At 73.0% G+C, this 25724-nt stretch carries 18 protein-coding genes; 12 read left to right on the top strand and 6 right to left on the bottom strand.

Going from position 1 to position 25724, the window contains the following annotated elements; genetic code table 11:
- Nucleotides 1–26 precede the first annotated feature (26 nt).
- Nucleotides 27–440, bottom strand: a complete 414-nt coding sequence (locus B0I32_RS09275) for a hypothetical protein (RefSeq protein WP_106236758.1) — start codon at nucleotides 438–440, stop codon at nucleotides 27–29.
- Nucleotides 441–537: 97 nt separating this feature from the next.
- Here B0I32_RS09275 and B0I32_RS09280 point away from each other — a divergent pair, with 97 nt between their 5' ends.
- From B0I32_RS09280 to B0I32_RS09305, 5 genes are all read left to right on the top strand, one after another.
- Nucleotides 538–1506 (top strand): GlxA family transcriptional regulator, encoded by a 969-nt coding sequence (locus tag B0I32_RS09280; RefSeq protein WP_106236759.1) that lies wholly within the window; start codon nucleotides 538–540, stop codon nucleotides 1504–1506.
- A gap of 39 nt (nucleotides 1507–1545) precedes the next feature.
- The gene (locus tag B0I32_RS09285; protein WP_106236761.1) at nucleotides 1546–3549 is read left to right on the top strand and encodes a serine/threonine-protein kinase; all 2004 of its coding nucleotides are present in this window, start codon (nucleotides 1546–1548) and stop codon (nucleotides 3547–3549) included.
- An 8-nt stretch (nucleotides 3550–3557) separates the two neighbouring features.
- Nucleotides 3558–6698, top strand: a complete 3141-nt coding sequence (locus B0I32_RS09295) for an AfsR/SARP family transcriptional regulator (protein ID WP_245955697.1) — start codon at nucleotides 3558–3560, stop codon at nucleotides 6696–6698.
- Between the two features lie 75 nt (nucleotides 6699–6773).
- On the top strand, nucleotides 6774–7379 hold the full coding sequence (locus B0I32_RS09300; RefSeq protein ID WP_106236762.1) for a hypothetical protein: 606 nt from the start codon (nucleotides 6774–6776) through the stop codon (nucleotides 7377–7379).
- Complete coding sequence (locus B0I32_RS09305; RefSeq protein WP_106236763.1) at nucleotides 7363–7905, top strand: OmpA family protein; 543 nt, start codon at nucleotides 7363–7365, stop codon at nucleotides 7903–7905. The genes B0I32_RS09300 and B0I32_RS09305 overlap by 17 nt, the downstream gene beginning before the upstream one ends.
- Before the next feature lie 153 nt (nucleotides 7906–8058).
- Here B0I32_RS09305 and B0I32_RS09310 read toward each other — a convergent pair whose 3' ends face one another.
- From B0I32_RS09310 to B0I32_RS09320, 3 genes are all read right to left on the bottom strand, one after another.
- Nucleotides 8059–9141: a S1C family serine protease gene (locus B0I32_RS09310; RefSeq protein WP_106236765.1), complete on the bottom strand. Its 1083-nt coding sequence runs from the start codon at nucleotides 9139–9141 to the stop codon at nucleotides 8059–8061.
- 18 nt (nucleotides 9142–9159) lie between these two features.
- Nucleotides 9160–10590: an AMP-binding protein gene (locus tag B0I32_RS09315; protein ID WP_106236766.1), complete on the bottom strand. Its 1431-nt coding sequence runs from the start codon at nucleotides 10588–10590 to the stop codon at nucleotides 9160–9162.
- A 187-nt stretch (nucleotides 10591–10777) separates the two neighbouring features.
- On the bottom strand, nucleotides 10778–11038 hold the full coding sequence (locus B0I32_RS09320) for a hypothetical protein (RefSeq protein WP_106236767.1): 261 nt from the start codon (nucleotides 11036–11038) through the stop codon (nucleotides 10778–10780).
- A 283-nt stretch (nucleotides 11039–11321) separates the two neighbouring features.
- Between B0I32_RS09320 and B0I32_RS09325 the strand changes: the two genes are divergently transcribed.
- Together B0I32_RS09325 and B0I32_RS09330 are read left to right on the top strand one after the other, a co-directional pair.
- Complete coding sequence (locus B0I32_RS09325) at nucleotides 11322–12194, top strand: hypothetical protein (protein WP_181307183.1); 873 nt, start codon at nucleotides 11322–11324, stop codon at nucleotides 12192–12194.
- A 74-nt stretch (nucleotides 12195–12268) separates the two neighbouring features.
- Entirely contained in the window at nucleotides 12269–14506 is a 2238-nt protein-coding gene (locus tag B0I32_RS09330) for an acyl-CoA dehydrogenase family protein (protein ID WP_106236770.1), read from the top strand.
- A gap of 30 nt (nucleotides 14507–14536) precedes the next feature.
- Here the strand turns inward: B0I32_RS09330 and B0I32_RS09335 are convergent, their stop codons facing one another.
- Nucleotides 14537–16471 carry a hypothetical protein gene (locus B0I32_RS09335; protein WP_106236772.1) on the bottom strand — a complete coding sequence of 645 codons (1935 nt, stop codon included), beginning with the start codon at nucleotides 16469–16471 and terminating at the stop codon, nucleotides 14537–14539.
- 82 nt (nucleotides 16472–16553) lie between these two features.
- Here B0I32_RS09335 and B0I32_RS09340 point away from each other — a divergent pair, with 82 nt between their 5' ends.
- The 5 genes from B0I32_RS09340 to B0I32_RS09355 all read left to right on the top strand — a co-directional run bounded on the left by B0I32_RS09340 (nucleotide 16554) and on the right by B0I32_RS09355 (nucleotide 24564).
- Nucleotides 16554–18236: an MmpA family trehalose lipid delivery protein gene (locus B0I32_RS09340; protein ID WP_106236774.1), complete on the top strand. Its 1683-nt coding sequence runs from the start codon at nucleotides 16554–16556 to the stop codon at nucleotides 18234–18236.
- A gap of 121 nt (nucleotides 18237–18357) precedes the next feature.
- Entirely contained in the window at nucleotides 18358–18492 is a 135-nt protein-coding gene (locus B0I32_RS60865; RefSeq protein ID WP_281262581.1) for a hypothetical protein, read from the top strand.
- 11 nt (nucleotides 18493–18503) lie between these two features.
- Nucleotides 18504–19307 (top strand): glycosyltransferase, encoded by an 804-nt coding sequence (locus B0I32_RS09345; RefSeq protein ID WP_106236775.1) that lies wholly within the window; start codon nucleotides 18504–18506, stop codon nucleotides 19305–19307.
- Nucleotides 19304–20434, top strand: coding sequence for a glycosyltransferase family 4 protein (locus B0I32_RS09350; protein WP_106236777.1), 1131 nt, complete (start codon nucleotides 19304–19306; stop codon nucleotides 20432–20434). Before B0I32_RS09345 ends, B0I32_RS09350 begins: the two co-directional genes overlap by 4 nt.
- Nucleotides 20431–24564 (top strand): alpha-(1->3)-arabinofuranosyltransferase domain-containing protein, encoded by a 4134-nt coding sequence (locus tag B0I32_RS09355; RefSeq protein ID WP_181307184.1) that lies wholly within the window; start codon nucleotides 20431–20433, stop codon nucleotides 24562–24564. The genes B0I32_RS09350 and B0I32_RS09355 overlap by 4 nt, the downstream gene beginning before the upstream one ends.
- Here the strand turns inward: B0I32_RS09355 and B0I32_RS09360 are convergent.
- Complete coding sequence (locus tag B0I32_RS09360; RefSeq protein ID WP_181307185.1) at nucleotides 24491–25636, bottom strand: acyltransferase family protein; 1146 nt, start codon at nucleotides 25634–25636, stop codon at nucleotides 24491–24493. The genes B0I32_RS09355 and B0I32_RS09360 overlap by 74 nt on opposite strands.
- Nucleotides 25637–25724: the final 88 nt, after the last annotated feature.

Here is a 25724-nt window from a genome sequence, read left to right on the forward strand (position 1 = left end):
CGTTCTCCCGGGTGCGCCGGTGGTGCTCAGTGGGCGCAGCCGGCGTACTCGTCGAGGCGGCGCAGCATCGCCACCAGCATGAGCGGGAACATCACCACGTGCGAGACGAGCATGAGGACGCCGCCGTCGATGATCCCCAGCCACAGCATGGGGAAGAGCGGCACGACCGGCGCGAACATGATCCCGCACATCTCCAGCGTCGGCGCCCAGCCGTGCCCGCGGAACCGCATCCACGCGGCCATGCCCACGGACATCTCGAACGCCATCACGAGGTACCAGAGCTCCGGCTGCTCGGCGGGGGAGATGCCGAGGCCGACAGCGGACCTGAGCATGCCGAGCCCGATCATCCCGACGAACATCGCGATGATCATCTCGACGTAGTGGAGGGCGAATCTGCCCCAGCGGCGGCCTGACTTGGGGGTGGTGGTCGTCGTCGTCATGCTTCGACTGTGGCCGGGGCCCGCCGGGGCGCCTAGGAAAGCGGCGGAGGAGGTCCGGAAACTTGGGATCCACGTCCTTCGGACCTACAGTCGGGGCATGGAGCCGAGACGGGTCGTGGTGGTGGCGTACGAGGCGGCGGAGTTACTGGAGGTCGCCTCCGTCACCTCGACGCTGGAGAGCGCCAACTGGCACGGCGCCCAGCCCTACTACGAATACCGCGTGGCGACCCCCGGCGGCCACCCCGTCACCACCGCGACGGCGCTGACCCTGCACGCCCAGCTCGCCCTCGAACGCGTCACCGGGCCGCTCGACACGCTCGTGGTGGCGGGCGGGATCGGCCACGAGGACGCCGCCGCCAATCCGCTCATCGTCGGTCACGTCCGGCGGCTGGCCCGCGAGAGCCGGCGCGTGGCCTCCGTCTGCACGGGTTCGTTCGTCCTGGCCGCGGCCGGCCTGCTCGACGGGCGGCGCACCACCACCCACTGGGGCCAGGCGCAGCGGATGGCCGCCTGCTACCCCGGCGTGATCGTCGACCCCGACCCGATCTTCATCAGGGACGGCAACGTCGCCACCTCGGCCGGCATCACCGCCGCGCTCGATCTCACCCTGGCCTTCATCGAGGAGGACAACGGCACCGAGCTGGCCAGGACCGTCGCCCGCAACCTGGTCACCTACCTGCAGCGGCCCGGCAACCAGGCGCAGATGAGCATGTTCGTGGACGCGCCGTCCCCGGCCAACAGCCTGGTCAAACGGACCATCGAGTACATCTCCGCCCACCTGCGCGACGACCTCACCACGCCCGCGCTGGCCACCGAGGCGGGCGTCAGCGAGCGGCACCTGACCCGGCTGTTCCTCAAGCACCTCGGGCTGACGCCGGGCCGCTACGTGCGGCAGGCCCGCACCGAGGCCGCCGCCCACCTGCTGGCCTCCACGTCGCTGCCGATGGCGGCGGTGGCGGTGCGCTGCGGATTCGGTACGGCGGAGACGCTGCGGCAGGCGTTCATCGACCGGTACGGCATCCCGCCCTCCCGCTACCGCCTGGCCCAGGCGCCCGCGGTCGGATGAACCCGGCTCAACACCCCGAATCTGGTTAATGTGTCTGCGATGGACGGAGACCGGGTCATAGGCGGGTACGCGCTGCGGCGCCTGCTCGGCCAGGGCGGCATGGGCGAGGTGCACCTCGCCGCCACGCCCACCGGCGGCCTGGCCGCGGTCAAGCTCATCCACCCCGCGCTGGCCCGCGACCCGGCGTTCAGGCGGCGCTTCGAACGGGAGGTGGCGGCGGCCCGGCGGGTGGCCAGGTTCTGCACCGCGCCGGTGCTCGACGCCGGGATCGACGGGGGCGTCGCCTACCTCGTCACCGAATACGTCAAGGGTCCCGACCTGGCCCAGGCCGTACGCGACCAGGGGCCGCTGTCGGGCGGGAACCTGGAGGCGCTGGCCGTCGGCATCGCGACCGCGCTGAGCGCCATCCACGGGGCCGGGGTGATCCACCGCGACCTGAAGCCCTCCAACGTGCTGCTCTCGCCGCTCGGGCCCCGGGTGATCGACTTCGGCATCGCGCAGATCGTCGACCAGGCCAGCCTGGCCAGCCAGGCCATCCTCGGGACACCCGCGTTCATGGCGCCCGAGCAGGTGCGCGGCGACCCGCTCACGCCCGCCGCCGACGTGTTCGCGTGGGGCGGGGTGATCGCGTACGCCGGGACTGGGCGGCTGCCGTTCGGGGGCGGGGCGCCGGGGGAGGTGCTGTACCGGATCGCGCACGAGCAGCCGCGCCTGGACGGGCTCGACGACGGCATCCGTGGGGTGGTGGAACGCGCCCTGTCCAAAGACGCCCGCCTCCGGCCTGTGGCGCAGGAGCTGCTGGGGGAACTGGTGGGGGGTACGCGGCTGGCGGCGGCGACGGAGGTGGTGGAACGCACGTGGACGGAGTCGATCACAGCCGACGTCCGCCCGCCCGCCGCCCCTCCTGGCCCGCCCTTGGCCGGTGCCCCGGGACCGCCTGGGGCTGCTCCTGCTGGCCGGCCACCGACTGTCGGCCAGGGGGTGTCGGGGCCTGTGGACGCCCGCACTGCCCCGCGACCGACCGCCGACCCCGGAGCGGCCGGGCCTGGCGGGTCGGGGACCGCTGTGCTCGGGGCGGGGGTCGGTCGGCTCGACGCTGCTGAGGGCGGTGTGGTCGGTGCCGGTCGTGAGGGCGAGGTGCCGGGGCGAAGGCGGTGGTCGCCGTGGGTTGTCGGGGCCGGTGCGCTGCTGGTCACCGCCGCTGTCGTCGTCGCGAACCTGCCGGGGCTCACCTCGCAGACCTGGCCGTACGAGGCGGGGTTCGAGTCCTGGGACACCGGCGCTTCCGAGGGCGGTGACGCCCGCCTGGACGGCGCCGGCTACCGGCTGACCGTCAAGCCGGGCTGGCGCCTGTGGAAGTCGGCGCCCGTACGCGAGCCGGAGAACGGCGTGATCGTCAGCGCGAAGGCCACCCTGGAGCAGGGTGCGGGTGAGTACGGTGTGTGGTGCCACGGCGCGGCCGGCTCGGGCGACCGTTACGAGTTCGGGGTGAACGGCGAGGGCAAGGTCACGATCGTCAAGCGCCGTGCGGGCGCCGAGGCCAAGGTCCTGTACGGCCCCGCCGAGGCGCCCAAGGCGGCTGCCAACCGGGTCGTGGCGGAGTGCGGCCGGAGCGGGGACAAGGTGACGCTGCGGATGTGGCTGAACGAGAGCCTGGTCGGCGAGGCCTCCGACACCGACGACCCCCACGGCCACGGCGAGACCGGCGTCTACGCGGCCCCATCAGCCGACCAGCCCACCGCCGGCTCAGGCATCCAGGGCAACGCGCCCCTCGGCTCGGCGAGGTCGGGCGGCACCCGCCCCGGGGCCACGGAGCCCGCCGACACCCGACTCGCCGTTACGGGGCCCGGCGTCATGCGGTCCGGGACTGCCGCGTTCGGTGGTGTGGGTTCCGGTGCCATGCGGTCCGGGGATGCCGTGTTCGCCCTCACGCGGTCGAACATCATGCGGGGTGGTGGGGTGGGGTTCGGGGCGGATGCTGGGGTTGAGGCTATGCGGGTGCGGTTTGAGTCTTTCGCCGTCAGACCGGCGAACGGCACGTGAGGCCGCAGGTGCGGTTCGGGGTGTTGGGGCCGCTGCGGATCGAGGGGGGTCAGGCTCCCGGGCCCGCCAAGCACAGGACGTTGCTGGCGGCGTTGTTGTTGTCGGCGCGGGAGCAGGTGCCGGTTGATCGGCTGATGTCCGTGGTCTGGGACGACCGGCCGCCGGCGTCGGCCGAGTCGGTGCTGCGGGTGTACGTGAGCGCGCTGCGCAAGGTCGTGGACGGGATCCGTACCGTGCCGGGCGGTTACCTGCTCGACGTGGAGCCGGACGACGTGGACTGCCACCGGTTCGAGCGGATGGTCGGCGAGGCAAGGCGGGCGCGGGCGGAGGGCCGGGTGGCGCAGGCGGCCGGTGGGTTCGGGGCGGCGCTGGGGCTGTGGCGGGGGCAGGCGCTGGCGGACGTGGAGTCGTCGGTGCTGCGCCGGACGTACGGCGTACCGCTGGAGGAGTTGCGCCTGACCGCTCTGGAGGAGCGGGTGGAACTGGACCTGCGGCTGGGCCGGGGCGCCGAGGTGGTCGGCGAGTTGCGGGCGCTGGTCGGGGCGCATCCGCTGCGCGAGCGCGCCTGGGTACGTCTCATCGAGGCGTTGCACCAGGCCGGGCGCAGGTCGGAGGCGCTGTCCGCCTACCAGGACGCGCGCCGGACGCTGGTGGAGGAGCTGGGTCTTGAGCCCGGCGCCGAGCTGGTCGCGGCCCATCAGCGTGTGCTGAACGACACCCCGGAGGCGGGCGCGGGTGCGGGCGTGCGCCCCCTAGGAGGAGTCCCTGTCCGGGGTGGCGGTCCCGGGCTGGAAAGGGGGAGCTGGGGTGATGATCCGGAGAGGGGTCGGTGGGGTGGAGAGGTCCGGGGCGCGGGGCAGTCGGGCGAGCTCGGGGGCGTAGGGCCCTGGGGCGGGGCGCCGGTGGTGCGGGGTGGGCAGGGGCGGGGAGCGGCGGCGGTTGATGAGTTGCCGCCGGATATTTCCGACTTCGCGGGACGAGAGCCGGTGCTCGGCTGGATCGCCGCGATGGCGGGGGAGCGGGCCGCCGCACCCGTGCACCTGGTCCTGCACGGCCCGCCCGGCTGCGGGAAGTCCGCCGCCGCCGTGCACGCCGCCACCGCGCTCGAACTCCCCGACGGCCGCCTCTACGCCTCGCTCGGCGCCAGGCCGCCGGGTGCCGTGCTGGAGGACCTGCTGCGTTCCCTCGGCTGCCCCGACGGCGCGGTGCCGCCCGCGCTCGACGATCGGGTACGGCTCTACCGCAGCACGACGGCCCGCAGGCGGCTGCTCGTGCTGCTGGACGACGCCGCCGACGAGGCCCAGGTGCGGCCCCTGCTGCCTACGGGGCCGGGCAGCCTCACCCTGGTGACCAGCCGGTCGCCGCTGGCCGGGCTGGAGGCGGCGCGGGCGTACGAGCTGGGCCTGCTCGGCGAGGAGGAGGCCGTGGCGATGCTCGCGGGCGTGGCCGGGCACGAGCGGGTACGCGCGGAGCCCGAGGCCGCGCTGCGCATCGTCCGGCTCTGCGGCCACCTGCCCCTCGCGCTGCGCATCGCCGGGTCCCGGCTGGCCAGGAAGCCGGGCTGGACGCTCGACCACCTGGCGGGGCGGCTCGGGGACGAGCGGCGCAGGCTCGACGAGCTCAGCGCCGGAGACCTGGCCGTACGAGGCAGCCTCGCGCTCGGCTATCGCGGCCTGCCGGATCCGGAGCGGCGGCTGCTCCGGAGGCTCGGTGCGCTGTCCGCGCCCGACTTCGCGCCCTGGGTGTTCGGGGTGGACCTTGAGCCGCTGGCGGAGGCCGGGCTGCTGCAGTCGCGCGGGCTGGACGAGGCCGGTCAGGAGCGGTTCGGCTGGCACGATCTGACCCGCCTCTACGCCGCCGAACGTCTGTCCGAGGAGGACGGCGGCCCCGCTGGTGTGCTTGCCGCCATCGCCGGTGAGATTCTCGAACGTGCCCGGCAGGCCAGAGCCTCTCTGCTCCCGGCCGAACCCGGCACCGGCCGCACCGAGATCCACCCGCCCGGCCCCGCCTCGCCCGGCCTCACCCCGCCGGACCTCGCTCCGTCCGGCCTCACCCCTCCCGGTCTCGCCCCGTCCGATTCCTCCGTGGGGTTCGGTTTCGCTGAGGAGGCGAGTCTGGCGACCGGCTGGTTGCGGCAGGAGGCGCGGTGGCTGAGCGCCGAGCGCCGGTTCCTGGCCGCCTGTGTCGGCGACTTCTACCGGGCCGGCCTGTACGAGGCCGCGTGGCGGCTGGCCTTCTACCTGACCCCGCTGTTCGAGCTGGGCGCCCACCACGACGACTGGCACGCGACGACGGCGACCGGGCTCGACGCGGCCAGGGCGGCGGGTCACCGTCACGGTGAGGCGTTGCTGCTGCGCGGCCTGGCGGACCTGCACCGGGCGGAGGGCCGTACGGACGCGGCCGCCGCCGCGCTGCGGGCGGCCCAGCCGCTGGTGGAGGGCCTGGAACTGGCCAGGATCACGCTCCGGCTCGGCCTGGTGCAGGCAGCCGAGTCCGGAGCGGCACGGCGGCGACCGGCCCAGGCGCCCGAAACCGGCAGCCCGGGCAGGGGCGAGGGCAGGGGCGCGGAGGCTGAGCGGGCGTTCGTACGGGCCTTGCGGGTCTTCGAGGAGGCCGGTGATCGGCGCGGCCGGGCGGACACCCTGCGCGCACTGGGCGCCCTGCGCAGGGACGAGGACACGCTGCGGCGGAGCCTGGCCGCCTACCAGGAGCTGGGCGACCCGAGAGGCGAGGCCGAGGCGCTGCTGGACCTGGCCAGGCAGCAACTGGCCGCCGGCCGGCCCGACGTGGCCCGCGACTGCGTGGAACGGCGGCTGAGCGTCAACCGCCGCCTCGGCGACCGGCTGCCGGAGGCGGTGGCGCTGCTCGTGCTGGCCGAGATCGAGGCGGCGCGCGGTGACGGGCGGGCCGCGACGGAGGCGGCGCGGTCGGCGGTGGAGACGTTCACCGCGTACGGCGACCGCAGGAACACCGCCAGGGCCCTCCTGGCCCTCGCCCGAGCCGAGCTGCAGGGTGGCCAGCCAAATGTCGCAGTTGAGACACTTAGTCGTGCTATGGGAGAGTTTGACGGTCTCGGCGACCCACAGGGCAGAGCCGAGGCGGAACAGCTCGCGCAGGAGGCCCGCAGATGGCCTGATCAGCATATATAGCGAACTATGCGAATCCTGAAGGTCGCCTCCCTAGGGTGAGAGCCACATCCCCGAACGCACGAAGGTGACCACATCATGCGTAAGACGATCGCACTGGCCTTCGCGGCCGCCGCGCTGGCAGGTTGCGGCGTGATCCCGGGTCAGCAGGGCGCGGGCGGCGAGGAGAGACAGCCTGAGACCGCACCGGCCACCGCCTCCGAGCAGGCCGCCTCCGAGCAGGCCGACGCTGCGGAGGCCACACCCGCGCAGAGCGCGCCGCCCCAGGACGCCAAGGTGATCGCCACCCGCGAGGCCAGCACCGGCGCAGGCGACCAGTACGGCAAGGCGCGGGTGGACATCACCGCGCTCAAGCGCCAGGGCAGGACCGTCAGCCTCAACTGGACGGTCACCGCGACCGACGGCAAGGTCAACGTGCACAACGGCCTGGGCGGCGGCGGGCTCGACTTCACCGTCTCCGGCGTCTCTCTGATCGACCCGGTCAACGCCAAGCGCTACCGCGTGGCCCGCAACGGCACCGGCGAGAACGCGGAGTGCGTCTGCTCGGGGACGCAGGGTCAGTTCCTGGAGCCGGAGGAGGCGTCCACGCTGTACGCGGTGTTCGCGGCCCCGCCGGCGGACGTCACCAAGATCAACATCGAGATGCCGATGTTCGGCGTGCTGACCGATGTTCCGATCTCTTAGCGTCGTCCTGGCGCTCCTGCTGTCCCCGACGCCGCCGCCCAGCGCGCCCCCGGACGCCACCGGGGCCGTCGAGGACCTCGTGTTCCCCATCGAGGACATCGTCGGCGAGGTCGAGTCGATGGACGGCACCGAGAGCGAGACCAAGCAGGGCCGGCAGGTACGGGTGGCCGTGACCAGCGACGTGCTGTTCGCGCTGGACAAGTGGCAGCTCACCGCCAAGGCCAGGCAGCGGCTGGCGAAGGTGGCCGAGCGGGTCGAGGCCGAGGGCGCCGGCGGGGTGGTCACGATCGAGGGGCACACCGACGACCAGGGGACGGACGCCTACAACCGCACGCTGTCCGAGCGGCGGGCGCAGTCCGTGCGGCAGGCCATGGGCGGGCTGCTGACGGACGCGGGCGTGCGGCTGGAGTCGCGCGGGTTCGGTGAGAGCCGTCCCAAGCTGCCCAACGTCGTCGAGGGCAAGCCCGTCGAGAAGAACCGGGCCAAGAACCGGCGCGTCGAGATCGTCTTCACCGCCAAGCAATGACAGCCCGCGGGTCAGCCGCCCGGCCATCGCCGCCCGCCCGCCGACCGCCGCCCACCCGCCGACCGCTGCCCGCCCGCCGCCCACCCGCCGACCGCCGGCAGACCACCGACCGCCGGCAGACCACCGACCGCCGGACGACCGCGCTCTGAGGGCTCAGTCGCCCTGTAGCTGGCCCAGTCGTACGTTCACCGTCTCCTTCGTCCCGTCCGCCCGGATCAGCCCGACCTGGGCCTGATCCCCGGTCTTGAGCATGGTGATGGTCTCTGCCAGGGCCGCCATCGTCGGCGTCTCCTTGCCGTTGATCGATACGATCACGTCACCGGCCCGGATCCCGGCCCGCTCGGCCCCGCCGCCCCGTTCGACCGAGGCCACCCCGACGCCGCTCGGCTGCCCGTCCGAGCCGATCACCGTGCTGCCGCGGATGCCCAGCGCGGCCCGGTGGCTGTTGGTGACCTTGCCGTCCTTGACGATCTGGCGGGCGATGTCGGTGGCGGTGTTGCTCGGGATCGCGAAGCCGATGCCGGGCGCGGCGCCGCCGCCCAGGTCGGGGTCCGTGGCCGCGAGCGTCGGGATGCCGATCACGTGGCCGGACAGGTCCACGAGGGCGCCGCCGCTGTTGCCGGGGTTGATCGCGGCCGAGGTCTGGATGGCTCCGGCGATGGTGGCGCCGGGTGATCCTGGGTTCTGCGGCTCGGTCACCGTACGGCCGAGCGCGGAGACGATGCCGTTCGTCACGCTGCCCGACAGGCCCAGCGGGTTGCCCATGGCCAGCACGATCTGCCCCACCCGCAGTTTGGCCGAGTCGCCGAACTGCGCAGGCTTCAGCCCGTCGGGCCGGTCCACCTTGATCACCGCGAGGTCCCCGGCGGGGAACGACTTGACCAGCTTGGCCGGCCGGGGCGCGCCGCCGGTGGCGATGGTGACGTTCATCTGCGTGGCCTGCCCGACCACGTGGGCGTTCGTGACGATGTGGCCCTGGGTGTCGAACACGATGCCCGAGCCGAGCCCGACCTTCGTGGTGATCTGCACGATGGACGGCAGGACCTCCGCGATGACCCGCTCGTACGCCGCCTCAAGGGCCTGCGGCGACGCCGTGGCGGAAGCCGTGGGAGCAACCGACGGCGTCGCGGAGGTGGGGGTCGCGGACGGCGAGGCCGTTCGCGTGGTCTCAGGAGGAGGGCCGCAACCGGTCAGCAGTACGGCGGCGGCGACCAGTCCGGCGGCGATCTCCCTCATGGGAGCTCCCTGCCCAGCTCAGCTGGAAAGATACGCCTCACGGACGTTCCGCCTGCTCAGCTTGCCGGTCGGCGTACGGGGCAGCGTCTGCCGGTACTCGATCAGCCGCGGGTGCTTCAGCCTGGCCAGCCGGGGGGCGCAGTGCCGCAGCAGCTCGGCCGTGAGCTCCTCGCCGCCCGCGATCCCGTCGGCCGGCTGGACGAGCGCCACCACCTTGTGCCCCCACTCGGGATCGGGCACGCCGATCACGGCCACGTCGGCCACCGAGGGATGTTCGAGCAGCGCCGCCTCGATCTCGGCCGGGTAGATGTTGACCCCGCCGGAGATGATCAGGTCGGTCCGCCGGTCCAGCAGGAACAGGTAGCCGTCGTCGTCGAGGTAGCCGATGTCGCCCGGCGTGTACTCCCGCCCGCGCATGGCCGAGGCCGTCTTGTCCGGGTCGCGGTGGTACTCGAAGCGGTTGATCCCGCCGATGTAGACCAGTCCGGGCTGTCCCGGTGCCGCCTCCTCGCCGTCGTCCCCGATGATCGTGAACGACATGCCGTCCAGCGCCCTGCCGACCGTGCCCGGCCGCTCCAGCCACTCCCGCGCGGACACCATGGTCGCCACGGCCGCCTCGGTGGAGCCGTAGTACTCCCACACCACGGGCCCCAGCCAGTCGATCATCGCCTGCTTGGTGGCCGGCGGGCAGGGCGCGGCTCCGTGGTAGAGGTGGGTGAGGGACGACAGGTCGTACGACTCCCGGTCCGGCACGGCCAGCAGCCGGTGGAACATCGTCGGCACCATGAACGCGTTCGTCACCCGGTACCGCTGGATCAGCTCCAGCGCGGCGGCCGCCTCGAACCTCTCCGGCGCCACGATCGAGTGCCCGAACTGCAGCGCCATCATGGCCTGCCCGTACGGCGCCGAGTGGTAGAGCTGCGAGCACACCAGGTGCACGCCGCCCATCGGCAGCCCGAAGTGCCGCCAGCTCTTGCGCATCAGGATCGGGTACAGCTCCTCCGGCGTCAGGTCCAGCAGCCGCCGCCGCACGCCCTTGGGCCGGCCGGTGGTGCCCGAGGTGTAGAGCATCATCGAGCCGGCCCGCCGGTGGCCGGGCGCGGTGGCCGGCTGGCCGGCGACGAGCTCGGCGACCGTGAGGGCGTCCGGCGCGATCACCACCTCGGCGCCGCAGTCGGCGACGATGTAGGCGATCTCCTCAGCCGTGAAGTGCCAGTTGACGGGTACGAGATAGACCCCGATCTGGTACGTCGCCAGCATCATGACCAGGGCGTCGGCCCCGTTCTTCAACACGGTCACGACGCAGTCGCCGGGGCGGACTCCGCGCGAGGTCAGGCCGCCCGCGGCCTGGTTGGCCCGGTCGAGCAGCGCTCCGTAGGTCATGCCCTCGTCGCCGAGGAGGGCCGGGCGTTCCGGGTCTTCGGCCGCGATCTCGTAGAAACCCCTCATGTTCGCCGACCTTACAGAATTAGATTCTGCAGGGGGAATAGAGGAATTATCCCGCTCCGTGGTGACGTAATCTCAAGGCCATGGCGGACGACGGCGAGCGCAGACGAACCTATGATTCACCCACCACTCCGTTCCGCAAGATCGTCGTGCCCGAGATGCCCGAGGTGTCCGAGGAACAGCAGGCGGATCAGACGATCAGGATCTCCCGGCCGCCGGCGGCCGGCTCGTCCGCCCCGGTGAAGCCGCAGACCCCGCCGTCCGCGCCGTCCACCTCCGACCAGACCGCCCCGAGCCGGCCCGCCCCGAAGCAGTCCGGCCCGAAACCGGGCACCCCACAGCCGGCCACCCCGAAGCCGGCCGCTCCCAAGCCCGCCGCTCCCAAGCCGGCCGCCCCGAAGGAGCCGGGCCCGAAGCCGGCGCCTCCGAAGCAGTCCGGCCCCAACCCCACCGCACCGCCCAAACCGGGGCCGAGCCCCGCTCCGACGCGTCAGGGCCCGCCACCGTCCGCGGCCGCGAGCCCGGCCCAGGCGCCGAGCCAAGCGCCCCGACCGTCCCAAGGGCCAGGACCATCACAAGGACCAGGACAAGGGCCATCACAAGGGCCAGGTCCAGGTCAAGGGCCGGGTCTAGGACAGGGGCCGGGTCAAGGACCAGGGCCGGGGCAGGGATTCGGGCCGGTGCAGGGGCCGGGGTCGATGCAGGGCGCGGGTCCCGTGCAGGGGCCGGGTCCGATGGGCCCAGGGGGGCCGCCGCGGCAGCCGTTCGGGCAGCAGCAGGCGCACCCGCACCCCGTGCCGACGCTCCCGCCCGTCCCCCCGCTCCCCGCCGCGCCCCCGTCCCGCCGGCTCGGCGACATCCCGATCAGGGCCGTCTACCTGCTCGGCTCCATCCTGGCCACGGTCCTGGCCGTGCTACTCATCTTCGTGGTGTTCTCCGGCGACGTGCCCACCAACCAGCAGCCGGGCGAGCAGGTGGTCTCGGTGGCGCCGGTGCCCAGCGCGTCGGTCACGGCGACGCCGTCGGCCAGTGCCAGCGCCAGCCCGACCGTGAGCGCGGTCGTGCTGCCCCCGGTGCCGGCGAGCAAGACGCTGGAGACGTTCTCCGGGACTGCGTCCCTGGCCAGCGGCCTCATCACCGACAAGACCGTGGGCATCACCTATCCGAGGCTGGCCGCGCCGTGGAAGGCCAAGTCGTTCCCGCCGTTCTCGATCGCGCAGCGGATGGGCAAGGTGGAGATCCCGCACACGGTGATCGCCTCGGCGATGTACCCAGGCGACTCGCCGGAGAAGAAGCCGTCGTCGAACGCCGACTACCGCAAACTGGCCACCGAGGCGGTCCGCTGGGCGATCCGCACCCAGTACCCGAAGGGCGCCCGGCTCGACGAGTGGACCGCGTCGCAGAAGATCCCGGTCGGTAAGGGGTGGACGCTCGGCTACAAGGTCGGCTACACCTTCGGCGGCAAGAAGCAGGAGGCGCAGGCCGTGGTGACGGTGGTCGAGGTGGGCAAGACCAAGCCCGGCATGCTGCTGGCCTCGATCCCCGAGCCGAACAAGAAGTACTGGCGCGACCTGAACACGCTCGTCCAGCAAGTTCGCCCGCTGTGACAGGCTGACACGCCAGAAGCATCCTCTAGAATATGGTTCTGGGCATACCCCCGGACCTGGCTGGAGGATGAGCAATGGCTATCGGGTTGAGCGAGGAGCATGAGGCGCTCCGCGAATCGGTGCGCGGCTGGGCCGAGCGGAACATCCCCGCGGAGCTGCTGCGCGCCGGGGCCGGCGGACGCCCCGCGTTCTGGCCTAGCCTCGCCGAGCAGGGGCTGCTCGGCCTGCACGTGCCTGAGGAGCACGGCGGCTCGGGCTACGGGCTGCTGGAGGCGGCCGTGGCCATCGAGGCGCTGGCCGAGCGGGTGGCGCCGGGCCCGTACGTGCCGACCGTGCTGGCCAGCGCCGTGATCAACGCCTCCAAGCGCCCCGAGCACCTGGAGTCGTTCGCCGACGGCACGCTGACCGGCGCCGTCGCGCTGAGCGGCGCGCTGCGCGGCACCCGCCGCGAGGACGGCTCCCTGGTCGTCTCCGGTACGGCGGAGCCCGTCCTGGGCGGCTCCCTGGCCGACTCGCTCGTCCTGCCCGTGGCCACGGCCGACGGCGAGGAGTGGGTGCTGATCGACGCCTCCTCCGCCACCGTCACCGAGCTGAAGTCGCTCGACCTGACCAGGCCGGTCGCCAAGGTGGAGCTGACCGACGTGGTCGTCCCCGCCGAGGGCATCCTGGACGGCGTCGGGAGCGCCGACGTGCGCAACCTGGCCGCGATCCTGCTCGGCGCCGAGGCGGCGGGCCTGGCCTCGTGGTGCGTCACCGCCGCCGCCGAGTACGCCAAGGTACGCGTGCAGTTCGGCCGCCCGATCGGCCAGTTCCAGGGCATCAAGCACAAGCTCTCCCGCATGCTCGTCGCGCTGGAGCAGGCCCGCGCCACCGTGTGGGACGCCACCCGCGCCGCGGAGCGCAGGGCCGGGGCCGAGCGGGCCGCGGAGGGCGGCGACAGCGCGGCCGTGAGCGCGGACAAGGAGCTGGAGTTCGCCGCCGCCGTGGCCGGGGTGATGGCCCCCGACGCGGCCGTGCAGTGCGCCAAGGACGCCATCCAGACCTTCGGCGGCATCGGCTACACCTTCGAGCACGACGTCCACCTCTACTACCGCCGCGCGCTCACCCTGCGCGCCCTGCTCGGCTCGTCGGCGGACTGGGCCGGGGCCGTGACCGCGCTGTCCCTCCAGGGCGTCTCCCGCGAGATGGAGATCGATCTGCCCGCGGACGCCGAGGAGCTGCGCGAGTCGATCCGCGCCGAGATCGCCCGCATCGCCGAGCTGGAGGGCAAGGAGCAGAAGCGGGCCCTGGCCGACGGCGGGTTCGTCATGCCGCACCTGGCCAGGCCGTGGGGCCGCGACGCCAAGCCCCTGGAGCAGGTGCTGATCGCGCAGGAGCTCAAGGCCGCGAAGGTACGCCTGCCCGCGATGATCATCGGCGCCTGGGTGGTGCCGTCGATCGCCGCGTACGGCACGCGCGAGCAGCAGGAGCGCTTCCTGCCCAGGACGCTCAGCGGCGAGATCATCTGGTGCCAGCTGTTCTCCGAGCCCGGCGCCGGTTCCGACCTGGCCTCGCTGCAGATGAAGGCGGAGCGGGTCGAGGGCGGCTGGAAGCTCAACGGCCAGAAGATCTGGACCTCCGTCGCCCACGTGGCCGAATGGGGCATCTGCATCGCCCGCAACTCCAGTGAGGGCTCCAAGCACGAGGGCATCACGTACTTCCTGGTCGACATGAAGGCCCCCGGCGTCACCGTCAGGCCGCTGACCGAGATGACCGGCGAGAACCTGTTCAACGAGGTCTTCCTCGACGACGTCTTCGTGCCGGACGACCTGGTCGTGGGCGAGGTCGGCGAGGGCTGGAAGGTGGCCCGCAACACGCTGTCCAACGAGCGGGTCTCGCTGTCGTCCGGCTCGGGCGGCACCGGCTCGTCGGTGCCCGACCTGCTCGGCCTGGTCGGCCGCCTGGGGCGGGAGCTGACGCCGGTCGAGGCGCAGCGGGTGGCCGAGGTGATCTGCGAGGGCCACTCGATCAACGCGCTGTCGCTGCGGGTGACGCTCAAGCAGCTCGCGGGGGCGGAGCCGGGCGCGGACGCCTCCGTACGCAAGCTGCTGTCCACCTCCCACGCCCAGCACGTCTCCGAGACGGCGGTGGAGCTGCTCGGCCCCGCCGCGGTGGTCGCCGCGGACATGAAGCTCGGCGACGCCGGCTACTGGAACCGGGCGGTGCTCGCGACCAGGGCGATGACCATCTACGGCGGCACCACGGAGGTGCAGCTCAACATCATCGGCGAGCGCATGCTGGGCCTGCCCAGGGACCCGGAGCCGGGCAAGTAACCGCGGCTCCAAAGGCTCGGGCGGCCGCGGTCATCCCCCCACCTGCCGCGGGGGGATGGCCGCGGCGTGCTCGTCGGGGACGGGGGTGCCGATCCTGATCTCGCCGACGCAGGCGCCGGGGCCGCCGGTCGTGCGCAGGGCCAGCTCGCCGCCCTCCCCGGTGATCCGCACGAACGTCCTGCCCAGGTCCTTGCCCGCCGCCGCCTGGGCGACGCCGAGCCCGAGGCGTACCGACAGGGTGGTCTCGGCCGCGTTCAGGTAGGAGATCTGCGCGGTGTACTCGCCGCCAGGCAGCCGCGTGGGCAGGCGGAAGCGGACCTCCCGCGGGCCGACCGGCACGCAGGCCGGGCCCTGCGGGATCGTCAGGCCCTTGACGGCCACCGGCCGCAGGCGGCCGCGCGCGTCGAACGTCATCGGGTTGCGCAACGGGCCGGAGAGGCGGGACGTCCAGGTCACCGGCCAGGGATCCGGTACGCCGAGCAGCCGGGAGTGGCGGGCGTACTCGTGGAAGAAGGCCGCGGCGGCGACGCCGGGCGGGACGTACGTGTCGAGCACGACCGTGCCCTCGGGCACCCGCGAGAGCGCCTGCCTGGCGGTCTCCACGTAAGCGCGCACGGGGGCGCCGAGCGGCCGGTCGGCGTAGGCGGCCACCGACCAGACCGAGCCGGCCGCGAACGTGGCGACCAGCGGGACCCAGACCCACCTGAGCCAGTTCCACCTGAGCCAGTTCCACCTGAGCCAGCTCCAGCTGGGTCGCGTCCGCCTGAGCGGCGTCTCCTGGAGTCGCTCCCCTTCGCGCGGGCGCAGCCACGGACGTTGCTCGCCGGACAGCGGGATGAAGGCCAGCCCGATCACGACGGCGACGACGGTGGCGGTGGCGGCCAGGTAACGCAGCTCGTGCCCGAGCACCCCGGGCCCGAGCACGTCGATCCGGCCCAGCAGCACCGGCACCACGTCGGCCGCCAGGAAGTAGCCGAGCAGCACCAGCCACGCCGCCCAGGCCCGCCGCCGGTGGCGCACCGACACCGCCACCACCGCCGCCGCGACGGCGAGCCCGGCCCAGACCAGCGGCTCGGGGGCGGCGGCCATGGCGTAGTCGTCGCCGACCGGCTGCCACGCCCACGGCCCGCCGAGCGCCGACGGCACCAGCCCCCGCGAGCCCAGCAGCCAGGCGAACTCGCCGGCCACCTCCAGGGACGGCAGCGTCGGGGTCTGCGTCGAGTGGTTGATCTGGACGGAGCCGTACAGGCCGGTGAAGAAGATCCACGAGTACGCCGCCAGGACCGCCGCGTAGGCCGCCCAGGCCCGCCACAGCCGCCACAGGCCCCGCCACGACGGCGTCAGCCAGCAGGCCGTGACCACCAGTGCCAGCACCGGGATGAACGCGGCCTTGACGAAGAACGCCAGGCCGAACACCGTCCACGCGCACGCCGCCACCAGGTGCCTGGCCCGCCCGTCGCGCGCGTACAGGACGTGGGTCGACAGCGCCATCGGCAGCGCCAGCTGCAGCGGCAGCGTCTCCAGCACCGCCGCCCACCACGACAGCGACGGCACCGTCATGGGCGTCAGTAGATAGAAGCCGAGCGGCACCAGGATCGCCGGCCGCGCCCCGAACAGCACCACGAGCAGCCGCAGCAGCGCCAGGCTCGCCCCGGCCTGCAGCGCCATCGTCATCGTGTGGGCCAGCACCTCGTTGTAACCGCCGAGCCTGGCCATCGCCCACGAGATGCCGAACCCGCCGGGCAGCAGGTGACCGACGTCCACCCACATCAGGTAGTCCCAGGTGAAGCCGCTCTCCTGGCCCCTGATGAGGTAGTGGAAGTCGTCCTGGCGGAAGTAGGTCCGCCTGACCAGCTCGAACTTCCACACCAGCTGCGCCACGACCATCGCCAGCCCGGCCGCCAGCACGGCGTCGGCCACGCGCGGCCGGTGACTCACCTCCGGTGCCGCCTCCGCCGTCGTCATCGCCCCGTCCTCACCGGCGCAGCGTAGTCACGCGGAGGTCGCCGGTGGAATGGCCGTGGCCCGGTTGTGATGTCATAGCGCAATGCTCCGTACGGTCCGGGCCGGGCCCGCCTCCGCCCTTCTCGGGCTGGCCCTGGGCTGCCTGGCGCTCGGGCCCGCCCTGGGCTGGGGGTTCACGCTGCTCCAGGACATGGTGTTCGTGCCGGAGCCGGAGTTCTCGCCGTTCACGTTCGGGCTGGCGGGCGGGGCGGCGCGGGTCGTGCCGAGCGACGCCGTGGTGACCGCGCTGGCTCAGGTGCTGCCGGCCGAGCTGGTGCAGAAGGCGATCCTGCTGGCCGTCTTCGTGCTGGGGTGCTCGGGGGCGGCGCTGCTGCTGCCGTCGGGGTCGCTGGGGCCGCGGCTGGTGGCGGGGGCGTTCTACGTGTGGAACCCGTACGTGGCCGAGCGGCTGCTGATCGGGCAGTGGGCGCTGCTGCTCGGGTACGCGGGGCTGCCCTGGGTGGTGCGGGCCGTGTGGGCGGGGCGGCGGGTGGCCCTGGCGATGCTGCCCGCGGCGGTGGGCGGGTTCGCGGCGATGACGGTCACCGCGATCACGTCGGTGCCGGTCGCGTTGTCACGCTGGAGGGTCGGGGCGCGTGATCAGGCGAAGCCGCCTGATCACGCCGGGCCGCGTGCTCAGGATCAGGCCGGGCGGTCTGAGGGGCGCTGGTGGGGTGTCGTGCGGGTGGTCGGGGTGCTGGCGCTGTTCAGCCTGCCGTGGCTGGTGCCGACCGCGCTCAGGCCGCACGGCATCGCGGGCGACCCGGTGGGCGTCGACGCCTTCGCCGCGCGGGCGGACACACCCTTCGGCGCCGTGGGCAGCCTGCTGTCACTGGGCGGGATCTGGAACAGGTACGCGGTCCCGCCCGGCTACGAGAGCGTGGTGGGGGCCGTGGCCCGGCTGGCGCTCACGCTGGCCGGGGTCGTCGCGTTCCTGCGGTCGCGGGCGCCGTACCGGACGGGGCTGGCCGTGGCCGCGGGGGCCGGGCTGGCGGTGGCGTGCGCCGGGGTGAGCGAGCCGGGCCGGGAGGCGTTCAAGTGGCTCGTGCAGGTGTGGGGCGGGTTCGCGGTGTTCCGCGACGCGCAGCAGTTCGTCGCGCCGCTGGCCCTGGCCGCGGCGCTCGGGCTGGGCGCGCTGGCCCAGTCGGTGGCCCAGCCGATGACGGGGTCGGTGGCAGGGCCGGTGGCGGGGCCGGTGGCGGGGTCGGCGGTGGGACGGCGGGCGTGGACGGTCGCGCTGGTGCTGGTGCCGCTGGCCGTGCTGCCGACGATGGCGTGGGGGTCGCTGGGGCGGCTCGGCAGCGTCTCCTATCCGGCGAGCTGGACGGCCGCGCGGGAGATCATCCGGCGTGATCCCGCGCCGGGGGACGTGCTGGTGCTGCCGTTCGAGTCGTACCGGCAGTTCCCCTGGAACGGGGGGCGGGCGGTGCTGGATCCGGCCCAGCGCTTCTTCGCGACGCCGGGGAGGCGGGTGGTCTCCGGCGACGCCGTACGGGTCGGCGGGCTCGTCGTCAGGAGCGAGGATCCCCGCGCCCGCGAGGTAGAACGCGTACTAGAAGGGCCCTCGCCCGACCTCGCGGCGGCCGGATTCCGCTACGTCATTGTGGACGCGGGGACACTTGAGGAGCGGCACCGGTTCGGTGTCTGGCTACGGAGCGCGAGGGTCCTGGTCGATACCGGTGACCTGGGGTTGTACAGATTCGAACGGGTCGGCGGCCGAGCCTGACTCCGGATCGCACCCTGATCAGGCTCTTTGTTAATATTTCCGCTAGCTACTTCCGAGTAGCAAGAATTGGTTCTAAGTTGAGGGACGCCCGCACCGCTTGCCCGCTTGAGGAGGAACCCCGGTGATCAAGATCCTCTTAGCGGCGATGATCGGCATCGCCGTCGCGGCACTCGTGGCGACGGTCACCACCGTCACCTTCACCGGCGCCACCGCCACGCCGGTCAACCAGCCGCTCTACAACTACGGCGACCGGTAACCCGAGCCGAGATGCCGCCCTCTCCGCAAGGGGACGAGCGGACGAGTCGACCACCACTGCTTGAGATCGTCATTCCCGCCTACAACGAGGAAGGGCGACTACCCGGGGGGCTCCTGCAGCTGTGCGCGAAGCTTGCCCGCATGCCGTTCCCCAGCTCCGTCATCGTCGTGGACAACGACAGCACCGACCGCACGGCCGAGATCGTCGAGACCTGGCCACGCGGTCCCGTTCCCGTCCGGTTGATCCGGTGCGCGACCCCGGGCAAGGGCGCCGCGGTACGCGCCGGGCTGCTCGGCACGAGCGCGCCCTTCGTCGGCTTCCTCGACGCCGACATGGCCACCGACCTCGGCGCCATCGACGTGGCGCTCGGGCTGCTGCTGTCCGGTGAACGCGTCGTGATCGGATCGAGGGGTCACGACGGCTCCCTCGTGGAGAACCGGCACAGCAAGGTCCGCGAGCTGGGCGCGTTCGGCTTCCGCGGGCTGGCCGGCCTGCTCGTGCACGGCGTGAGCGACACCCAGTGCGGCTTCAAGTTCTTCGACGGCGTGCTCGCCCGCGACATCGCCGCCCAGTTGCGCACACCGGGGTTCGCCTTCGACGTCGAACTGCTCGCGCGCTGCCTGCGGCAGGGCTCGGAGGTGACGGAGATCCCCGTGCGCTGGCGCGACATGCCGGGCTCGCGCTTCTCGCCGGCCCGTCACACGTTCGGCATCGTGCTGGAGCTCGGCCGGATCTGGCTGCGGCTGCGCGCCCGGCCACGGCCCGCCGCCCGCCCGGCCTGGGAACCGCCGCTCGACCCCGTCGGATATCCGTGAAGATCGCGGTCGTCAACTGGCGTGACCCCTGGCATCCGCAGGCGGGCGGTGCGGAGACGTTCGCCTGGGAGCTGGCCCGCCGCTTCGCGCGGGCCGGCCACTCGGTGTGCTTCGTCACCGCGCGGGCGCCGGGGCAGAGCGGGCGCGAGAGCGTCGAAGGGGTGCGTTTCGTCCGCATGGGTGGGGTCTTCACCGTCTATCCGCTGGTGCTGGGCTGGCTACTGCTTCGCCGCGGGCGCTTCGACGCCGTGCTCGACTGTCAGAACGGGATCCCGTTCTTCACCCCGTGGGTGCTGCGGCGGCGTACCAGGGTGCTCTGCGTCGTGCACCACGTGCACGACCGGCAGTTCGGGGTGCACATGCCGGGGTGGCTGGCGGCGGTCGGGCGGTTCCTGGAGGGGCCGGTGTCGCGGTGGAGCTACCGGCGGCACGCGAGCGTGGCCGTCTCGCCGTCCACGGTGCTGGCCATGCGCGAGCGGCTCCGGTGGCGGGGGCCCGTGCACATCGTGCCGAACGGGGTCAGCGTCGCCGAGCCGGATGTGCCGTACGAGGCGAGCGCCGTCCAGCCCGGCGAGCCCGTGGAGCCGGTGAAGAGCGGTGTTCCGCGGATCGTCTGCCTCGGGCGGCTGGTCGCGCACAAGCGTGTGCACCTGCTGCTCGACGCCGTGACGGAGTTGCGTGAGCGGTGGCCCGGCCTGGTCGTGGACGTGATCGGCAGGGGGCCGGAGGAGGCGGCGCTGCGGGAGCGGCTGCCCGAGGGCGTGACCCTGCACGGGTACCTGCCGGAGCAGGACAAGGCGCGCCTCGTCGCGCGGGCGTGGCTGCACGTCAGCGCCTCGCAGGGGGAGGGCTGGGGGCTGAGCGTGCTGGAGGCGGCCGCGCTCGGCGTGCCCACCGTGGCGTTCGACGTGGACGGGCTGCGGGACGCCGTACGGCACGGGGAGACGGGCTGGCTGCTGCCCGAGGGCACGGACCTGGCCAAGGGCATTGCCGCGGCACTCGACGAGCTGGACCACACTTATACCGTGAAATGTCGGGAATGGGCGGGCCGCTTCTCCTGGAACCGCAGCGCGGAACGCCTCATCACCCTCATGCACGGCCGCGACCCCGGCCGGGAGGCGTGGTGAGCGAGCCGACGGGCGCGCGGCGGGCCATGAGCCTGCTCCCCACCGACAAGCTCGTCGCAGGACGGCGCACGGGAGCCGGCCGGCCGGTCGGCGAGCCGGCCAGGCGCCGTCTGTGGCTGCTGCTGTGCTGCTTCGGCTTCGCCCTGATGGCCTTCACCACCAAGCCGGGCCACCTCATCTCCGACACCAAGATGGACCTGGCGCTCAACCCGGTCGGCTGGCTGGAACGCGCCGCCCACCTGTGGGACATCCAGCACTTCGGCCAGCTGCAGAACCAGGTGGCCGGCTACGTCTTCCCGATGGGCCCGTTCTTCGCCCTGGGCGACCTGGCCGGGGTCGAGCCGTGGGTGACGCAGCGGCTCTGGCTGACGCTGCTCATGAGCGTCGCCTTCCTCGGCGTGGAGCGGCTGTCACGGCAGCTCGGCATCGGCACGCCGGGCACGCGGATCGCGGGGGCGCTGGCGTACGCGCTGGCCCCGCGCACGCTGTCCATCCTGGGCGAGATCTCCATCGAGTGGCTGCCCGCCGCGATGCTGCCGTGGATCCTCATCCCACTGCTCACCGCGTCGGAGACGGGCCAGCGGGCGCGCGGGGCGGTCAGGTCGGCGCTGGCGGTGGCGCTGTGCGGCGGCGTGAACGCGGTCGCCGTGCTGGCCGTGCTGGTCGCGCCCGTCCTGTACATCCTGACCCGGCCGCGCCCGGTGCCGCGCTGGCGGCTGCTCGCCTGGTGGTCGGGCGCGGTGGCCGTGGCCACCCTGTTCTGGACGCTGCCGCTGCTGCTCGTGGGCCGGTACGCGTTCTCGTTCCTGCCGTACACCGAGACCTCCGAGACCACCACCGCGGTCACCTCGCTCACCAACGTCCTGCGCGGCGCCTCCGACTGGGTGCGTTACCTGCCGCTGAACGGCGTCTTCGAGCAGCCGCCCGGCTTCGCCATCGCCACCTCGGCCACGATGGTCGTCGTCACCGGCGTGCTGGCCGCGCTCGGCCTGGCCGGGCTGGCCCGCCGTGACCTGCCCGCCAAGGGGTTCGTGGTGGCGCTGTTCCTGGTGGGCGTGGTCGCGCTCGTGGCGGGGCACGCGAGCGCGCTCGAACCGGTGCTGGCCGAGCCGGTGCGCTGGCTGCTGGACGGGCCGCTCGCGCCGCTGCGCAACCTGCGCAAGTTCGACCCCCTGATCCGGCTCGCGCTCGCCTTCGGCCTGGCCCACCTGCTGGTCAGGGCCAGGATCCCGCTGCGCACGGTCGCGGTGGCGGCCGCCGCTGCGCTCGTGCTGCCCGTCTTCAACCAGGGGCTGGCCGCGCCCGGTGACTTCGAGCGGGTGCCGTCGCACTGGCAGGAGGCGGCGGACTGGCTCAACCGCAACGCCGGCGACGACGGCGTGCTGGTCGTGCCGGGCGCCAAGTTCGGCGAGTACGTCTGGGGGCGCCCCATGGACGAGCCGTTGCAGGCCCTGACCACCGCGCGCTGGACCGCCAGGCAGATCACCCCGCCCGGCTCGGTGGGCCTGACCAGGCTGCTCGACGTCATCGACCAGCGCCTGGCCGCCGGGCACGGCTCGGCCGGGATGGCGACCGTGCTGCGCCGGCTGGGCGTGCGTTATCTGCTCGTCAGGAACGACCTGATCAGGCAGAACCTCCAGGGCGCCTGGCCGTCCCGCGTCCACGAGGCGCTGCGCGAGACGCCGGGCCTGACGAAGGTGCGCTCGTTCGGCGAGCCGGTCGGCGACAAGGAGACCGACGACGCGGTCAACCAGCTCGACGCGCCGTTCCCCGCGCTCGACCTGTACGAGGTCGCGGGCAGCAGCGACCTGGTCTCCGTGCAGGCCGCGGCCGACGCGGTGGCCGTGCGCGGCGGGCCCGACTCGCTGCTCGCGATGGGCGACCTCGGCCTGCTCGGAGACGCCCCGGTCCTGGTCAACGGCGACGCGGGCACCCGCGAGGCGCCGACCGTGGTCAGCGACGCGCTGCGGCTGCGCGAACGTTCCTTCGGCGAGATCAGGACGAACCTGTCACCCACGCTCACAGCGGGCAGCAAGGCGGACTTCGCCGGGGTCAGGGCGCTGGACCTGCTGGAGAACGGCTGGCTGGACGAGACGGCGGTGGCCGAATACCACGGCATCTCCGGCATCAGCGCCTCCTCCTCGGTCGCCGACCCGTACGCGATCGCGGGCATCAGCTCCACCGGCCGCAGCCCCTGGGCGGCCATGGACGGCAACGTCCGCACCGGCTGGGAGAGCGACGGCTCCAGGCGCCCGGTGGGCGAGTGGCTGCGGGTGGACCTGCCGGGCAGCACGCGGATCCCGTACGTGAACGTGATGTTCGCCCCCGACCTGCTGCTCGGCCAGGTCATCACCAAGGTGGCGGTGGAGAGCGAGGCGGGCGGTCTGGTCCAGGACGTGCGGCGCACCACGGAGCCGCAGCGGCTGCGGGTCCCGGACGGGACCACGAGCTGGGTGCGGATCAAGGTGGCCGGCACCGCGTCGAAGGAGTGGAGCTACGGGCAGCGGGTCGGCATCGTCGAGCTGTCGATCCCCGGTGTGACCGCGGGCCGTTCGATCCGGCTGCCCGGCCAGGGCGGCGACGTGTACGTGATGGACCGGGGGCTGGACGAGCGGCCCGCGTGCATGCGTAACACGTACCGGTGGGTGTGCAACGAGGTGATGCTGGCCAAACAGGGGGAGGAGACCGGGTTCGACCGGACTTTCCGTGCGGAGTCCGCCTCGGCGGCGAACGTGCGCGGAACGGCCGTGCTGAGGGATCCGAAGCTGGTCGACCGGTTCACCCGGGTCCGTGCGGACCTGACCACCGTGACCGGCTCGTCCCAGCTGAGCGAGGATGCCGTGGTGTCGCCCAGGTCGGCCTTCGACGCCGACGGGAGCACCACCTGGATCCCCGCCTCCGACGACGCCGAGCCCACGCTCACCATCGCCTGGAAGGGCAAGCGCACGATCTCCCGCGTCCAGATCGGCCGTCCCGGCGGCGACAAGCAGCCCATGGACGTGATCGTGAGCGGCGACGGCGGCGCGGTGCGCGGCGGGCGGGTGGACGAGCGGAACGTGCTCACGTTCAAGCCCATGAAGACCTCGAAGATCAAGCTGCGCTTCACCCCGTTCTCCCAGCGGCTGCAGGTGACGGAGCTGGTGGTGCCCGGCGTGGACCCGGTGGGCCGGCCCGCGGACATCCCGCTCAGGCTGGACTGCGGGCTCGGGCCGAACATCGAGGTGAACGGCCGCAGCGTCGCCACCAGGGTCGTCGGCACCCACGCCGACCTGCTCGAACAGCGGCCGGTGCGGATCATCGGGTGCTCCAAGGCCGGGCTGGCCGCCGGTGACAACCGGGTGCGGGTGGCGGGCTGGGACCCGTACGCGATCGACTCGCTCGTGGTCGGATCACTGGCCGAGAAGCCGCGCGGCGTGGAGGGCGCGGCGGTGCAGAGCGTCTGGACCACCACGGCGCGCGAGGTCACGGTGAGCGCGCCCAAGGACGCCTTCCTGGTCGTCAACGAGAACTACAACGCCGGCTGGCGCGCCCAGATCAGCGGCAAGACGCTCAAACCGGTGCGGATCGACGGCTGGAAGCAGGGCTGGGAGCTGCCGGCGGGCACGTCGGGGACGGCCGAGCTGGAATACCTGCCCGACCGGGTCTACCGGCTCGCGCTCCTGCTCGGCCTGGCCGGCATCGCGCTGCTCGCGCTGGCCGCGCTCGTGCTGCGGGGGCCGCGGCCCGAGCACGTACGCGAGACCGCCCCGGCGTCGGCCGCGCGGATGGCCAGGCCGAGGGCCCCGTACGTGATCGTGCTGGCGCTGGCCTTCGGCGGCTGGGTGGCGAACTGGCCCGGCATGATCGCGGTGCTCGCGGCGGTCCTGGTGACCCTGCTGCTGCGGTCCCGCGGGCTGCCCGCCCACTGGGCGGCGGCCGGCGTCTTCGGCGCGGCCACGGCCGCGCTGGCGGCGGCCATGGTGCTGCGCGAGTACGGGATCGACGTGGCCCTGCTCATGGACGAGGCGCCGCAGCTGGCGGCCTGCGCGGCCGTGGGCGTGCTGTTCGGCCAGCTCGTCACGGAGCCGGCGCGGCCGGCAGCGGAGCCGGAGCGGCCGGCGGCGGAACAGGTGCTGACCGGTGTCGGCTGAGCTTGAGCGCGCTCACCTCGACGAGGTGGTAGCTGCCGACGCTCAGCAGCATCGTGACCACGAACGACACCACCGCCACGCTGGCGAAGTCGCCCTGGAACGGCTGCGCGCCCATGATCTTGAGCTGCAGCGTGATCACGGGGGCGTGCCAGAGGAAGAAGCTGTAGGAGATGCGGCCCAGGTAGGCGCAGACGGGGTTGCCGAGCACGCGGTCGCGCAGCGAGCCCGGATGGGAGGCGAGCGCGAACGGCGCCACCACGAGCACGGCCACGGCGGTCTCCAGGCTGATCCGCCAGAGCGACTGCGACAGGGTGGGCAGCGTGAGCGTGCGCGGCCCGGCCAGCCCGGTGCTCAGCAGCGCGTACAGCAGGGCGGCCAGCACGAGCAGTTGCGGGGCCAGCGAGTCGATCACGCGGCTGTGCCCGATCCACACCGACAGCACCGCCATGGCCATGCCGCAGGCGAAGAAGACCAGGTGGTACGGCAGCAGCAGGGCGAGCTGCGGCTGCGCGAGCTCCCTGGCCGCGATCACGGTGGCGACCGAGATCGCCGGCAGCACGGCGATGCCCGCCAGCAGCCGCACCGGCCGGTTGCCGCCGCGCGCCCACCGGTGCAGCGCCCAGGCCAGCACCGGCAGCAGCACGTAGAAGGACATCTCGATGGGCAGCGTCCACATCTGGTAGAGCCCGTCGGGCACCGGGTCGCCGGGGAAGAAGTTCTGCAGCAGCAGCATCCACTTCGCCCAGCCCGTCCAGTCGAACGAGCTCCACGCCCACAGCGCCAGCCCGGTCACGAGCCAGTAGACCGGCATGACGCGCAGCACCCGGCGCCACAGGTAACGCAGCGGTCTCGGGCGTGGCGTATCCTCGATCACCGCGCGCGCCCACGGGCGGTAGAGGAGCAGGCCGGACAGGAGGAAGAAGATGGGTACGGCGATGCCGAGACGGCTCATCATCCAGGGGAACATGCCCTCGCGGTACATGACCCCGGTGTTGCTCCCGACGTGGAGCAGCCAGACGCCGAGCGCGGCGAACGCGCGGATGCCGTCGAGGGCGGCGTCCCTGCTCCTCATCCCTGCTCCCACTTTCTCGCTTTCCAAGCCGAAACCACGATAGAACTTGTTTCTATCAATTTGGTTGCGGTGGTAGGGGCGCCCGTGA

The organism is Nonomuraea fuscirosea (assembly GCF_003001935.1).
GTDB lineage: Bacteria > Actinomycetota > Actinomycetes > Streptosporangiales > Streptosporangiaceae > Nonomuraea > Nonomuraea fuscirosea.